At 66.8% G+C, this 13,144-nt stretch carries 12 protein-coding genes, 1 tRNA gene and 1 pseudogene; 6 read left to right on the top strand and 8 right to left on the bottom strand.

What is annotated here, in order from left to right; translation table 11 throughout:
• Positions 1–12: 12 nt before the first annotated feature.
• From ACSYAO_RS19560 to ACSYAO_RS19545, 4 genes are all read right to left on the bottom strand, one after another.
• Positions 13–1,557: a PH domain-containing protein gene (locus ACSYAO_RS19560; RefSeq protein WP_049461971.1), complete on the bottom strand. Its 1,545-nt coding sequence runs from the start codon at positions 1,555–1,557 to the stop codon at positions 13–15.
• A complete protein-coding gene (locus ACSYAO_RS19555) occupies positions 1,554–2,054 on the bottom strand; it encodes a PH domain-containing protein (protein ID WP_049461972.1) in 501 nt (166 codons plus the stop codon). Before ACSYAO_RS19555 ends, ACSYAO_RS19560 begins: the two co-directional genes overlap by 4 nt.
• 75 nt (positions 2,055–2,129) lie before the next feature.
• Positions 2,130–3,266: a GTP cyclohydrolase II RibA gene (gene ribA / locus ACSYAO_RS19550; protein ID WP_049461973.1), complete on the bottom strand. Its 1,137-nt coding sequence runs from the start codon at positions 3,264–3,266 to the stop codon at positions 2,130–2,132.
• An 87-nt stretch (positions 3,267–3,353) separates the two neighbouring features.
• Positions 3,354–4,274 carry a lauroyl acyltransferase gene (locus tag ACSYAO_RS19545; RefSeq protein WP_049461974.1) on the bottom strand — a complete coding sequence of 307 codons (921 nt, stop codon included), beginning with the start codon at positions 4,272–4,274 and terminating at the stop codon, positions 3,354–3,356.
• A 60-nt stretch (positions 4,275–4,334) separates the two neighbouring features.
• Here ACSYAO_RS19545 and dtd point away from each other — a divergent pair, with 60 nt between their 5' ends.
• The 5 genes from dtd to ACSYAO_RS19520 all read left to right on the top strand — a co-directional run bounded on the left by dtd (position 4,335) and on the right by ACSYAO_RS19520 (position 9,937).
• Positions 4,335–4,775 (top strand): D-aminoacyl-tRNA deacylase, encoded by a 441-nt coding sequence (dtd, locus tag ACSYAO_RS19540; protein WP_049401012.1) that lies wholly within the window; start codon positions 4,335–4,337, stop codon positions 4,773–4,775.
• A 90-nt stretch (positions 4,776–4,865) separates the two neighbouring features.
• Positions 4,866–6,719 carry an RNA polymerase sigma factor RpoD gene (gene rpoD, locus ACSYAO_RS19535; RefSeq protein ID WP_014038623.1) on the top strand — a complete coding sequence of 618 codons (1,854 nt, stop codon included), beginning with the start codon at positions 4,866–4,868 and terminating at the stop codon, positions 6,717–6,719.
• A 258-nt stretch (positions 6,720–6,977) separates the two neighbouring features.
• Positions 6,978–8,378 carry a type II toxin-antitoxin system HipA family toxin YjjJ gene (gene yjjJ / locus ACSYAO_RS19530; RefSeq protein WP_065428852.1) on the top strand — a complete coding sequence of 467 codons (1,401 nt, stop codon included), beginning with the start codon at positions 6,978–6,980 and terminating at the stop codon, positions 8,376–8,378.
• A gap of 124 nt (positions 8,379–8,502) precedes the next feature.
• Positions 8,503–8,578: transfer RNA gene (locus ACSYAO_RS19525), tRNA-Ile, on the top strand.
• A gap of 180 nt (positions 8,579–8,758) precedes the next feature.
• A complete protein-coding gene (locus tag ACSYAO_RS19520; RefSeq protein WP_111008373.1) occupies positions 8,759–9,937 on the top strand; it encodes a tyrosine-type recombinase/integrase in 1,179 nt (392 codons plus the stop codon).
• Between the two features lie 131 nt (positions 9,938–10,068).
• Here ACSYAO_RS19520 and ACSYAO_RS19515 read toward each other — a convergent pair whose 3' ends face one another.
• Positions 10,069–10,821: a PepSY domain-containing protein gene (locus tag ACSYAO_RS19515; protein WP_080469313.1), complete on the bottom strand. Its 753-nt coding sequence runs from the start codon at positions 10,819–10,821 to the stop codon at positions 10,069–10,071.
• On the opposite strand from ACSYAO_RS19515, the gene ACSYAO_RS19510 reads away from it, so the two are divergent.
• A complete protein-coding gene (locus ACSYAO_RS19510) occupies positions 10,773–11,033 on the top strand; it encodes a Sir2 family NAD-dependent protein deacetylase (RefSeq protein ID WP_075077198.1) in 261 nt (86 codons plus the stop codon). The two genes, ACSYAO_RS19515 and ACSYAO_RS19510, sit on opposite strands and share 49 nt — an antisense overlap.
• A gap of 139 nt (positions 11,034–11,172) precedes the next feature.
• On the opposite strand, the pseudogene ACSYAO_RS19505 reads toward ACSYAO_RS19510, so the two are convergent.
• The 3 genes and pseudogenes from ACSYAO_RS19505 to ACSYAO_RS19495 form a co-directional block, all read right to left on the bottom strand.
• Positions 11,173–11,331: pseudogene (locus tag ACSYAO_RS19505) on the bottom strand (PLP-dependent transferase); the annotation flags it as partial.
• 408 nt (positions 11,332–11,739) lie between these two features.
• The gene (locus tag ACSYAO_RS19500) at positions 11,740–12,093 is read right to left on the bottom strand and encodes an MmcQ/YjbR family DNA-binding protein (protein ID WP_003246929.1); all 354 of its coding nucleotides are present in this window, start codon (positions 12,091–12,093) and stop codon (positions 11,740–11,742) included.
• A gap of 31 nt (positions 12,094–12,124) precedes the next feature.
• A complete protein-coding gene (locus tag ACSYAO_RS19495; RefSeq protein WP_075075807.1) occupies positions 12,125–12,901 on the bottom strand; it encodes an AadA family aminoglycoside 3''-O-nucleotidyltransferase in 777 nt (258 codons plus the stop codon).
• Positions 12,902–13,144: the final 243 nt, after the last annotated feature.

The raw sequence follows: 13,144 nt of genomic DNA, 5'->3' as shown, positions 1-13,144 counted from the left end.
GACCTGTAGTGCTTACCAGCGCAGCTTGCGCCGCGCCAGCGCCGCCGCCAGTTGCTCCATCACGTGTTGCGCCTGCGCCTGCGGCAGATGATGCAGCGTCAGCGCCACATCACCATGTGCACCGGCGGTGTCCAGCTGCAGGCTGCTGGTGCCCAGCAGTTTGTCCAGCGGCGAGCGTTGCAGGCGCAGGCCCTGCACCTTGTCCAGCTCGGCCCAGCGCCACCAGCGCTTCCACCAGCCGCCGCGCACCGCCACATAGTGTTCGTCCAGGTACCAGCCCATGCGTGCCATCTGCCGGTGCGCGACCAGCAGCGCCACCGGTAGCCACGCCAGCACCAGCAGGCCCCATGGGCCCCAGCGCCAGTACGCGGCCGCAGCCAGCAGCGGCACCAGCACCAGTGCGCCCAGGCACAGCCGCCACCAGCCGCGCTGCGGAATGGACTGCCATTGCAGCGGAGGCCACTGCAGCTGCGGCAGCAGGTGCTGCACCAGCTGCTCACAACGTGTACTGGACGCCAGCGGCGCGAGTTCGCGCAGGGCGCGGTCCTCATCGCGCGCGGGGCCACCGGCGGCACTGTCGATGCGCAGCTGACGCAGCCCGAACCAGCGCTGCAAAGTACCTTCGCGCAGCGTCCAGGCCTGGATGCGCCGGCGCGCCACGCTGCTGCGGGTGCGGCTGAGCAGACCGGCCGATACGGTCAGGCGTCGGTCCTGCTCGCTGAGGGTGAAGCCGTGGTAGCGCAGCAGCGTCAGCACCACCGACAGCACGCGCAGCGCAAGCCAGCCCAGCAGCAGCGCGGCAGCCAGCAGCAGAAACGCACCGGTCACGCCGGGGTGCAGATGGCTGGCGTAGCCAAAGGCTTCGCGTCCACCGCGCTGGAGGGCATCGTCCATCACCGGCCGTGGCACGGTCTGGAACAGCACGCCGAACGCGGCGATCGCCAGCGCCCAGCCGCGGTTGGAGAGCAGGCCCATGCGTACCACGTCCCAGCTCGACAGGCGCAGCAGTACCTGCTCGTTCTCAGTCGCGGTGCTGGCAACCGGGTCGGGCTCGGTGATGCCGGCGGCCTGCGGCGCCTGCCCGCGCTGGCGGACCAGCCGTTCCAGCGCCAGCGCCTGGTCCAGCTTCAGCACCCGCATCTCCGCTTCCGGGCGCACGCCACCGGCCGATTCCAGGCGCAGCTCGGCCACACCAAACAGACGGTGCAGCGGGTTCTGTCGCACCTCCACGTTGTGGATGCGCGCGAACGGAATCTCGCGCCGGTTGCGCGCGAGCAGACCGCTGCGCACGGTGATCGCATCACTGCCGATACGGTAGCGGTAGCTGAGGTACTGCAGCACCGACACCAGTACCAGTGCGGCAATTGCCGTCAGCGGAATCAGCTGCGCCCACATCGGGTCGCGGTCGCCGCGCTGGCCGAACACCAGCAGTGCGACCAGCGGCAGGAAGTAATGGCGCAACTGCATCAACAGTACGAACAACCACGACCACGGATGCAGGCGATGGTCCTCGCCACCGGCAGGCAGCGATGCGGGCAGGGGCGGCGGCAGGCTCACAGGGCGTCGGCGTCCTGGTCGAGCTGATGGGACAGGGTGTCACGCAGGCGCTCGGCGTCGGCCTCGTCCAGGCCGCTCACGGTCACTGCGCTCATGCGGGTCCCGGCGGTGTGCACGATCAGCGTGGCCAGGCCGGCACGGCGTTCCAGCGGGCCGCGGCGCAGGTCCAGGTGCTGCACGCGCGAAATGGGGATGCGCGTTTCCAGCTGCCACATCAGGTCGCGGCGCAGGCCCAGCCCTTGGGCATCCAGCCGCCAGCGGGTGCGGGTCAAGCGCCGGCGGCCGAGCCAGGCGCCGAAGACGATGCCGATCAGCAGCCCAAGGGCGGCCGTCCACAGGTCGCCGGGCAGGTCGAAGAACCACGCGGCTGCGGCCAGCGGCAGGCCCGGCACAAACAGGCCGCCGAAGGCACCTTCCAGTGCGGCCAGCCGCGCGGCGCGGCGCGGCAGCGACTGCCAGGCATCGGTGGTCGGAGCAGTAAGGGGAACGTCGGTCACGCGGGCTCCGTCAGGTGGCAGGGCGGGCGGTGGCGGCCGTGGCCGCACCGCGCAGACGGTAGCAGGTCGGCTGCGTTACTGGGCAGCCTGGATCAGCGCGTCCACATCCAGCATGTGGCCGGCACGATCAGCCTTGGTGCGCAGGTAGTGCTCGTTCTCGGCGGTGATCTCGCCGGTGACCGGAATGCAGTCCAGCACCTCGATGCCAGCGTTGCGCAGGCGCTGCGCCTTGGTCGGGTTGTTGCTGAGCAGGGCCACGCGCGAAATGCCCAGGCCGCGCAGCATCGCCACCGCGCTGCCGTAGCGCCGTTCGTCGGCGCCGAAGCCGAGCTGTGCATCGGCATCGATGGTGTCCAGGCCGTCATGCTGGTAGCCATAGGCGCGCATCTTGGCGGCGATGCCGGTGCCGCGGCCTTCCTGGTCCAGGTACAGCAGCACGCCGCCGCCCAGTTCCTTCAGCTTGCGCAGGCCGCGCCGCAGCTGGTCGCCGCAGTCGCACTTGAGCGAACCGAACAGGTCGCCGGTCAGGCACGAGGAGTGCACGCGTACCGGTACCACCGCCGACAGATCCGGTTCGCCGACGATGATCGCGACCTGGTCACGCTGGGCGACGCCACCACGGAACACCGCGAACGTGGTCATGCCGACATCGCGCAGCGGTACCGGCGAACGCGCCACCAGTTCGTAGTCATGCGCGGCATGTGCTGCGCCCTCGGCCAGGTCGCACAGCGCAACCTCGGCCGCGCCATCGAAGGTGTGGTCTTTGGCGTCCAGGCGCACCGCCACCATCGCCGGCAGCAACAGGCCGAGGCGGGCCAGTTCCACCGCGCCTGCATCGAAGGCGTCACCGGCGCTCCAGCCGTCCGGCATCGGGCCCGGTTCACGCAGGTAGCCCAGCGAGGGCAGGGCATCGAAGGCAACACCGGCCAGCGGCAGGCGCGCACCCTGCGGGGCCTCCACGCCAAGCACGCGGGCGCGGGTGGCGGTCAGGAACAGGTAGTGCCGCTCGCGGGCGGCATTGGCGAAGGCAGCGAAGCTGCTGGCCGTGGCGCTGTCCAGCGCGATCACCGCCAGGCGCTGGCCCTGGCCATCGTGGAGAAGCACCGGGCGACCGGCACGCAGTTCGGCCACCGCGCGCTCGCAGCGGATCGCGGCCGGATCGCCGAACAGGGAAGAAGCAGCAGACATGGCAGGACCGGGGGAGTCGGACATCGCAGTCTCTATGGGGGCGCCGGCGTCGTATTCAACGTGGTGCGGCCGCCGGTCGCAGGGGCCGGATGGGCCTGGGTGCGGCGGCCGTCAGTGCGGATGCTCTTCGGTCGCGTACGGGTCTTCTTCGCCGCTGCCCGGTGGCCGCAGCGTATAGCGCTTGTAGGTCCACTGGTACTGCGCCGGATCGCGGCGGGCAATGCGCTCGATGCCGGCATTGAGCGCGGTGGCGGCCACCTGCGGGTCGGGGTCGGCCACGGCGGCGTCGGTCGGTTCGATGTGCAGGGCGAATTCCATGTCCGGGCCGATGCGCTCGCACCAGCCATACAGCACGGTGGCGCCGGTGCGCTCGGCCAGCCGGTTGACCAGGGTCATGGTCAGCGCCTGCACGCCGAAGAACGGCACGAACACGCCATCGCCGGCCTTGGGCTGCTGGTCGGGCAGGATGCCGGTGGCACCGCCGTCCTTGAGCACCTTGAACAGCTGGCGCACGGCCGGGCCTTCGGCGCGCACCTGCTGTACGTTCTGGCCGCCCCGCACCAGCTGCAGGAAGGCATCGCTGGCCTCGTCCTCCGGTGGCTTGTAGACGATGGCGATCTGCCCGCGCGAGGCCAGCCACTGGTTCAGCAGCTCCCAGTTGCCGAAGTGCGGTGCGGCCACGATCACGCCCTTGCCGCTGGCCAGGGCCGCGTCGTACAGGGCCTCGCCGTGGCGCTGCTTCAGGTGCAGGCGCAGGTTGTCGGCCGGCGCCTGGCTCCACAGGCGCAGGGTCTCGATGGCCTGCAGGGCGGTGGAGCGCAGCAGCTCCCGGTGCAGGCGGTCGCGCGTGGCGCGGTCCAGGTCCGGGTAGGCCAGCTCCAGGTTGCGTCGGGTGACGCGGCTCTCACGGGCATTGAGACTGATCCAGGTCCAGGACAGGGCACGGGCGATTCCCCGCAGCAGCGGCCAGGGCAGGCGGGCGAACAGGGTGGTGGCGCGGTAGACCAGCCGGGCTTTGCGTTGCGGATTCATCTGCGCCAGTTTAGCCAAGGGCGCTGCTATCGTGGCCGGCCCCGTTCATTGGAGCCCACGATGCTCGTCCTTATCCAGCGTGTCAGCCAGGCTGCCGTCCACGTCGATGACGAAGCGGTCGGCCAGATTGGTCCGGGCCTGCTGGCGCTGGTGGGCATGGAACCGGGCGATACCGAGGCCCAGCTGCGGCGCATGGCCGAGCGCCTGCTGGGCTACCGGGTGTTCGCCGACGAGGCCGGGAAGATGAACCGGTCGCTGCGCGATACCGGCGGCGGCCTGCTGCTGGTCAGCCAGTTCACCCTGGCGGCCGATACCCGTTCGGGCATGCGGCCCAGCTTCACCAGCGCCGCACCGCCGGACGAGGCTGAACGCGGGTTCAATCGATTTGTCGAGATCTGTCGTGAAAATCACGCACCAGGGGTGGAAACGGGCCGATTTGGTGCCCATATGGTCGTCAGCCTGGTCAATGACGGTCCCGTGACCTTCCTTCTCAGGCCCTGAGCCTGCGGGACCACCGCCCGGCAGGCGGGGCCCCGGGCTGGTATAATGCTACGTTCCCTATTTCTCCCTAGCCGGTGGCGCGAGCACTACATGGCCAACGAACGTCCTGCCCAATCCGAAATCAAGCAACTGATCAGCAAGGGCCTGGAACAGGGCTACCTGACCTACGCCGAAGTCAATGACCATCTGCCGGACGACATGGTCGACCCGGAACAGATCGAAGACATCATCGGCATGATCAACGGCATGGGCATCGATGTCCATGAAGTTGCGCCGGATGTGGAAACCCTGCTTCTCAACGATGGCAACACCGGTAACCGCGAAGTCGATGACACCGCGGCCGAAGAAGCCGCCGCCGCGCTGAGCGCGCTCGATACCGAAGGTGGCCGTACCACCGACCCGGTGCGCATGTACATGCGCGAAATGGGCACCGTCGAGCTGCTGACCCGCGAAGGCGAAATCGCCATTGCCAAGCGCATCGAGGAAGGCCTTTCGCAGGTCCAGGCCGCCCTGGGCCAGTTCCCGGTCTCGGTCGAGTCGCTGCTGACCGACTACGAAGCCCACAAGGAAGGCAAGAAGCGCCTGGCCGAAGTGATCGTTGGTTTCAACGACCTGGCCGACGAAGAGCCGGCGCCGCCGGCGGCTGCTGCCGATGACAGCAGCGATGCCGACGCCGAAGGCGACGAGGACGAGGACGATGATGTCGAGGGTGGCGAGGAAGAAGCCGCACCGACCGGTCCGGATCCGGAGGAAGTCGCTGCGCGCATGCAGGCGCTGAGCGATGCCTTCAACGCCTTCAAGAAGGCCGCCACCAAGGGCGACAAGAAGAACCTGCCGCGCCTGCGCGAAGAGATGTCGGCGGTGTTCGTCACCCTGAAGCTGCCGCTGCCGCTGACCGACGTGCTGACCAAGCAGCTGCGCGACACCATGGCGTCGATCAAGGCCCATGAGCGCCGTGTGCTGAATCTGGCGACCGTCACCGCCCGCATGCCGCGCAAGGACTTCATCCGTTCCTGGGAAGGCAACCAGACCAATCTGGAGTGGGTGGAAGACGCGCTGAAGCGCAAGCAGAAGTGGTCTTCGGCCCTGCGCGAAGTAAAGGACCAGATCATCGCCGAACAGCAGGCGACGATCGACATCGAGAAGCTGACCCAGCTGGACCTGGAAGAGCTGAAGGAAATCAGCCGTGCCATGGCCTACGGTGAAGCCAAGGCGCGCAAGGCCAAGAAGGAAATGGTCGAGGCCAACCTGCGCCTGGTGATCTCGATCGCCAAGAAGTACACCAATCGCGGCCTGCAGTTCCTCGACCTCATCCAGGAAGGCAACATCGGCCTGATGAAGGCCGTGGACAAGTTCGAGTACCGCCGCGGTTACAAGTTCTCGACCTACGCCACCTGGTGGATCCGCCAGGCGATCACCCGCTCGATCGCCGACCAGGCGCGCACCATCCGTATTCCGGTGCACATGATCGAGACGATCAACAAGTTGAACCGCATTTCCCGCCAGATGCTCCAGCAGTACGGCCGCGAGGCTACGCCGGAGGAGCTGGCCAAGGAAATGGACATGCCGGAAGACAAGATCCGCAAGGTGATGAAGATCGCCAAGGAGCCGATCTCGATGGAAACCCCGATCGGCGACGACGAGGATTCCCATCTGGGCGACTTCATCGAGGACACCAACGTGGAGTCCCCGATCGAGAACACCACCAACATCAATCTGTCTGAAACCGTGCGCGACGTGCTGGCCGGCCTCACCCCGAGGGAAGCCAAGGTGCTGCGCATGCGCTTCGGTATCGACATGAACACCGACCACACCCTTGAGGAAGTCGGCAAGCAGTTCGACGTGACCCGCGAGCGCATCCGCCAGATCGAAGCGAAGGCCCTGCGCAAGCTGCGTCACCCGAGCCGCTCGGAGCAGCTGCGCAGCTTCCTGGATATCGATTGATTTCCAGCGGCTGTTGAAGCGTTGAGAGAAACCCCGCTTCGGCGGGGTTTTTCTTTGCCCACCATATCCCTGTAAAGCCGAGCCTTTGCTCGACTGAGGCTTATGATTACGTAACAAATAATGTAACGGAAGACCCGCGTCGAAGCTGGCTCTTCGTGAACATGCCCATTATTTTCAAGCTCATAGGTGCACGGCCGCGCTTGCAGTCCCGCTTTTTTGATGCTAATTACGTAACAAATTTCGTATTACGTAATGCACATGCCACGCGCTCAACGCCCACAGGTACTGGATCTGATCGCTCAGCTGGCCCCCGGCCAGCCGCTACCTGCCGCGGCGCTGGCCGAGCGTCTGGGGGTGGACCGGATGGCGCTCAGCCGGCTGGTGGCCGCCAGTGGCCCGCAGGTGGTGCGCATGGGCAGCACCCGGGCAACCGCCTATGCACTGCGGCGGCCCACCCGGGCCGGCAGCGAATGGCCGCTGTACCGGCTGCGCGAAGATGCGACGCTGGAGGAGCTGGGGCGGGTAATTGCGCTGGTAGGAGGCGGCTTCCACGTCGATGCCGGGCCTGACTGTCCGAACCTGCGACGCGCGCCCGAAGGTGACGTTGCCGCCTTCTTTCCTGACTTGCCGTGGTACCTGGATGACCTGCGACCGCAGGGATTTCTTGGTCGCAGCTTCGCCCATGGCCGTGCGCAGGCGCTCGGCCTGCCGAAGGACCTCAAGAGCTGGCAACCGGACGATGTGTTGATGGCCCTGGTAACCGCTGGCGGGACTGAAGCGGGCGATCTGCTGCTCGGTACCGCCGCCGTGGAGGCGGCGATGGAGACGTTGCAGGTGCCGATCGATCGGGTTGCGGCCGACGATCGTCTTGCACAGTATCGCGAGCGTGCGCGTGCTGCGCTGGACGGAGAGGACGTGGGCTCCTCGCCGGGTGGCGAGCAACCCAAGTTCACCGCCACCGTAGAGGCCTACGGCAGGCGCCGCTCGGTCCTGGTCAAGTTCGCGCAGCCCGATGAAGGCGCCGCCGCCCAGCGCTGGAGCGATCTGCTGGTCTGCGAACATCTGGCGCTTGAGGCCCTGCGCGAGTCCGGACAAGCCGCGGCGTCCAGCGAACTGCTGCAGTCGCCCACGCACACCTTCCTGGAAATCGAGCGCTTCGACCGCACGCCCGATCTGCTGGGGCGGCGAGGCCTGGTCTCGCTGCTGTCGCTATCGTCTGCGTTCACCGGCGAGGTCACCCCAGCGTGGCCGGTTGCAGGCGCCGAACTGCGTGATCAAGGCTGGCTGACGGCCGACACCGTGCAGGCGATGGGCCGACGCCATGCGTTCGGGCGGCTGATCGGCAACAGCGACATGCACCACGGCAACATCGCCTTCCACTTCATTGATCGCGGCCCGCTGCCGCTGGCGCCGGTCTACGACATGCTGCCGATGTCGCTGGCGCCGTCAAAGCTGGGCGTGTTGCGCGCGGACGAGCCGCTGTCGCCGGTCGCACCGCTGGGCAGTGGTGATCTGCAGCATCTGCGCTGGGCGGCACCGGTGGCTGAAGCATTCTGGCAGTGCGTGGCTGTTGACGGGCGGATCCAGTCGCCGGCAATGCGGTCGTTGGCGGGGGCGAACGCCGAGCGGGTGCGGGAGATGGGCGCGCGGTTTGGGTGAGCCAGCTGTTGCGCAAGCCTGGGCGCGTGGCGTTGCGCAGCGATGGCTGAGGGTTTTTCAGTGTGTCTTGGCGCCGGCGGGTAGCCGGTTGAGCGCAGGCTCCACTACACTGTGACGCTGCGCAGGGCCTATAGCTCAACGGTTAGAGCAGGGGACTCATAATCCCTTGGTTCCAGGTTCGAATCCTGGTGGGCCCACCATCTACTGATCCGGCCACGTCCAGATCCGTCCGAATATCCTAGTAAAACCGCTGTATTTCAGGGCTTTCGTGTCCAGCCGGGTCCGGTCGCGTGCGTCTCCATCCAGCTGGAATGTGAGTAACGTTGCGAGTAAGATGATCGGAAGATCTCCGCTTACTCACATATCGGTTACTCACAGCCATGTTGACAGACACCAAGCTGCGCAGCCTCAAGCCTCAGGGCAAGGTGTATCGCCTCGCCGATGCCAATGGGCTGTGCGTCGAGGTGAGGCCTTCTGGAGCCAGGATCTGGCGCTATCGGTACCGGTTCGCCGGCAAGGCGAACATGCTCACCATCGGGGACTACCCGGCGGTTTCATTGGCCGAAGCTCGCGCCGAGCGGGACACGGCCCGGGCCCAGCTCAAGAAGGGCATGGACCCGGGCCTGGTGGTGAAGATCGAGCGAGCGGCACAGGAGGAAGAGGCCGGCAACACCTTTGGCGCGCTTGCTGAAGAACTGGTTTCGCAACGGGCCAAGAAGCTGACCCCTGGGTCAGTCGTCCGGGAGCGACGGATGCTGGAGCGCGACCTGGGGAGCATCGCGAATCTGCCGGTCAGGAGCGTGACTGCGCCAATCCTGCTGAAGGCCCTCCGCAAGATCGAGGCCCGTGGAGCAGTCGAGACGGCGCATCGGGCTCGCGCCGCCGCGGGCATGGTCTTTCGCTATGCCATCGCCACGGGTAGGGCCGAGAACAACCCGGCCCTGAGTCTTGCCGGCGCATTGACCTCTACGAAAACCAAGCACTTCTCCAGCCTGACTGAGCCAGATGAGGTGGCAAAGCTTCTCAAGGCAATCTACGGCTACCAAGGGTCGCCGATCGTGTCGGCTGCGCTCAAGCTCTCGGCACTCCTGTTCGTCCGGCCGGGCGAGCTCCGTGCGGCGCGCTGGGACGATATTGACCTGGATGCTGCTGAGTGGCGTTACGTCACCAGCAAGACCCAGACCCAGCACATCGTTCCCTTGGCTGGGCAGGTGGTGGAACTCCTGGAAGATGTCCGGCCCTACGCAAGGAAAAGTCAGTACGTCTTTCCGAGCGTGCGGAGCATCCAGAAGCCGATCAGTGAGAATACGATCAACGCTGCCCTACGGAACCTCGGGTTCGATGGCACGATGATGACTGCCCATGGATTTCGGGCCATGGCACGAACATTGCTGGACGAGGTGCTGGGGTTCAGGCCGGATTTCATCGAGCATCAGCTCGCCCATGCGGTGCGGGATCCGCTGGGGCGGGCGTACAACAGAACTACCCACCTGGAAGAGCGAAAGAAGATGATGCAGGCTTGGGCTAACTACCTAGACGAGCTGAGACGTAGCGCCTAAGCCTCGACTCACGGATGAGTCGCGCAGCGCATAGCCACTGTCCATCGTATCGTTGGATCTGACTACGTCCGCTTTCGGCCAAGAGCGGACATCCCTCACCGAATCCCGCACTGGCATCCCACCTTCGTTTGCTAGCCGATCACGCAAAGTGGCTTGCGAATCACGCCAGAGGAATCATTGGACGCGCGGCTCAGACGGGCGCTTGGAAGTGCGTGGAGCGCCTGATTCAGCACAGGATCCCATGCCACTTTCTCCACTGTGCCCGCCAGCACCGGCGTGGGCGGCGCGGCACCACCGAACGCCGCCGTCAGCACGGCATGGAAACCCTTGCCATAGACCATCCCTACACCGGTCACAGTGGCCATCAGCAGAAGCGGCAGCAACAAAGCGCCGCTACTGCGGTGCCAGGTCGCCCACCTTCGCGCCGGGGGCTGTGCGTGTACCTTCAAGTGCGATCGCCAGCGCCCAGGCTTGGGCCACCACAGGTACAAACCGCTCAAGAGCAGCCCCAGCGAGATCCAGCCGATAATGCCGAGTACCTGCTTGCCCGTGTCGTGGGCCAGCAGCGCCACATGCCATTCGTGCAGCCACATCAGCACGTCGTTGTCGGGGCCACGTCGCAGCAGCAAGGTGCCGTCGTCCGGCCCGAAGTAGGCGCGTTCGCCGTTGGCGAAATATGCCTGCCACACCGGGAGTTCGGCTTTAGGCAAGTCGATGGAGCGCACGCCCCGCGGCGCCCATTCCGCCACCAATCGCTCAAGCACGGCGGGGTCGGCATGGGGCCCGGGAGACGCCACCCGCCTGCCCCCTGTGCGGCGGCCCGTTCCGGCCTGGCGTGGTCTGGTTCGGCGAGGCGCTGCCGGAGGACGCGTGGGCGCGCGCATGCGCCGCGATCGACGGTTGCGATGTCCTGGTGGTGGTCGGCACGTCCGGCCTGGTGCATCCGGCCGCGTCGCTGCCGCTGCGCGCGCGGCAACGGCGTGCGCAGGTCATCGAGGTCAATCCTGTCGACAGTGCGGTGAGCGCGTACGCCAGCGAGCAGCTGCGCCTGCCGGCGAGCGCGGGCGTCGCGATGCTGCGGGAGCGCTTTATCTGAATGCCGCTCGCGAGCGGCGCCGGACGCAGCGCGATGTCCGTCGCATCGCGCATGCCGGCGACCAGACCTCTTCCGCCGTGACTGCGGCAAGCGGCCGTTGCCAGCCCCGGCCAGCCGCCCGACCCGCCGGCTTCGCCGCTCAGGCCCGTGCCAGCGCCTGCTCCAGATCCGCGATCAGGTCGTCGACATGTTCGATGCCGATGCACAGGCGCACCGTATCCTCGCTCACGCCGGCCTGCGCCAGTTCCGCCGGGGAAAGCTGGCGATGCGTGGTCGAGGCCGGATGCGGGGTATAGGAAGTTCAACCGCCCTTTTTGGCGAGTCTGGCGGGTAGGACGCGGCCACGCAAGCGCCGCTTTGGGCACAGATCGGGCACAGATCGGGGGTTCATGCGTGGGTTTTCGACATCGCGGGGCCACGCAGCGGCTCAGTGCGTAGCCATTTCTCACCGAATCCCGGCACAGGGCCGAGCGCAGCCCTGCGGGGTCGTGGCCGCATCGGATCGGACTCTGGCTTGGCTGCCGGCTGCGTGGCCGGCACCTCGTCACGCGGCCGGCGGCGGCGCGCGCGCTGCGGGCCGGTAGTGCGCTTGCTCCAGCGCGCCGTGCTTCTCGAAGTGGGCGAGGATGGCGCGGATGGTTTTGGGTTCCTCGATGCTGGCGACGATCCGTACCGCGCCGCCGCAGTGGGCGCAGGTGGTGATGTGCTATTCGTCCAGTAGCAGACCGGGCTGCAGGCGCTTGGGCAGTCGGCGTACCACCAACTGATGGGAACGGGTCAGCAACTGGCGCAGCTCTTGGTCGCCAAGCGGTAGCTGGCGGGCGCTCATGCTGACCCAGTGCGCTCGCGCCAGATAGGGCGCGGGGCGAATGCCGGGGCGGTCGACGTAGCCGAGAAAGAGGTCGTGATCGACCTTGAAGGCCAGATCCTCGCCCAGAAAATCGAGGATGGCGAACATCTTGTTGCCGGCTACCGAGAACACCCGGTTGCTGCCCCACTTGAGGTCTTCGCGGGCGCCCGGCAGGCTGAGGCAGAAGCTGGCGATCTGGTCGGGCGTCATGGGCATGTCCATCGCTGGTCGAAACGGCAGTCTATCGGTTGACCGACTCGCTGCGTAGCCGCTCGATCTGGTGCCGGGCATAACCGATGAAAGCGGCCAGTGCCTGGGGCCGCTGAGCCAGGTCATCCCTGGCCTGGCCCAGATAGACGTCTCGCGCAGTTTCCAGCAGCGGCCGGTGCTCAGGGGGCAAGCGCTCGAGCAGCCAGTCGGCCGCCACGTCCTTGGCAGCGATCTCGCCGCTGCTCAGCGTCAGCCAGATGCGTGCCAGGGCCAGGACCACGTTGCACTCATCGCCCAGCCAGTCGTCCGGTCCGTTCCATTGCGCCGCGGTGTCGTGCAGGGCGCGAATCATGTCCGCTTCAGGCACCGGCTCGAACAGTTCGGCAGCCGGCGGGCCTAGCAGGCTGATAGCGTGCTGGCGTGCCTTGCTGAGCAGTATGGCCAGGTCATGATCGGCCATGGCCGGCTCGAAGCGACCCGCCTGCAGCTCGTCGCGCAGCCATTCGCCGAACTGCAGTTCGCGCATCGGCCGATAACGCCAGGGCCGCACGGCGTCGTGCACCAGCAGCGTCACCTCCAGCGGGCGCAGGTGCGCGGTGGCCGGCCAGGCCGACAGCCTCAGCAGGTCGGTCATCAGGACCTTGCGCGTGCTATCGCTCAGGGGCGTGCGGACGGTGACCAGCAGATCGATGTCGCTTGCCGGCTTGAGGCCGCCGCTGACGGCGGAACCGAACAGATGCACCGCCAGCAGGTTGTCGCCAAGATGATGATGCAGGAGGGTGAGGGCATTGCTGATCTGCAGGTTCATGTTTTCGCCATTGCGCTTCAGGGGGTATAGGAAGTTCAACCGCCCTTTTTGGCGAGTCTGGCGGGTAGGACGCGGCCACGCAAGCGCCGCTTTGGGCACAGATCGGGCACAGATCGGGGGTTCATGCGTGGGTTTTCGACATCGCGGGGCCACGCAGCGGCTCAGTGCGTAGCCATTTCTCACCGAATCCCGGCACAGGGCCGAGCGCAGCCCTGCGGGGTCGTGGCCGCATCGGATCGGACT

Origin of the sequence: Stenotrophomonas sp. STK16_22 (assembly GCF_051984505.1) — a bacterium.
Classification (GTDB): domain Bacteria; phylum Pseudomonadota; class Gammaproteobacteria; order Xanthomonadales; family Xanthomonadaceae; genus Stenotrophomonas; species Stenotrophomonas maltophilia_A.
Note: the sequence above shows the minus strand (reverse complement) of the source record. Positions and strands in the feature narration are given on the sequence as shown.

Bases quoted from the DNA above. Each gene is read 5' to 3' on its own strand.
- ACSYAO_RS19515 (WP_080469313.1), bottom strand. From the start codon at position 10,821: ATGCGCGCGCCCACGCGTCCTCCGGCAGCGCCTCGCCGAACCAGACCA.
- ribA (WP_049461973.1), bottom strand. From the start codon at position 3,266: ATGTCCGACTCCCCCGGTCCTGCCATGTCTGCTGCTTCTTCCCTGTTC.
- ACSYAO_RS19500 (WP_003246929.1), bottom strand. From the start codon at position 12,093: ATGACGCCCGACCAGATCGCCAGCTTCTGCCTCAGCCTGCCGGGCGCC.
- dtd (WP_049401012.1), top strand. From the start codon at position 4,335: ATGCTCGTCCTTATCCAGCGTGTCAGCCAGGCTGCCGTCCACGTCGAT.
- ACSYAO_RS19495 (WP_075075807.1), bottom strand. From the start codon at position 12,901: ATGAACCTGCAGATCAGCAATGCCCTCACCCTCCTGCATCATCATCTT.
- rpoD (WP_014038623.1), top strand. From the start codon at position 4,866: ATGGCCAACGAACGTCCTGCCCAATCCGAAATCAAGCAACTGATCAGC.
- ACSYAO_RS19520 (WP_111008373.1), top strand. From the start codon at position 8,759: ATGTTGACAGACACCAAGCTGCGCAGCCTCAAGCCTCAGGGCAAGGTG.
- ACSYAO_RS19545 (WP_049461974.1), bottom strand. From the start codon at position 4,274: ATGAATCCGCAACGCAAAGCCCGGCTGGTCTACCGCGCCACCACCCTG.
- yjjJ (WP_065428852.1), top strand. From the start codon at position 6,978: ATGCCACGCGCTCAACGCCCACAGGTACTGGATCTGATCGCTCAGCTG.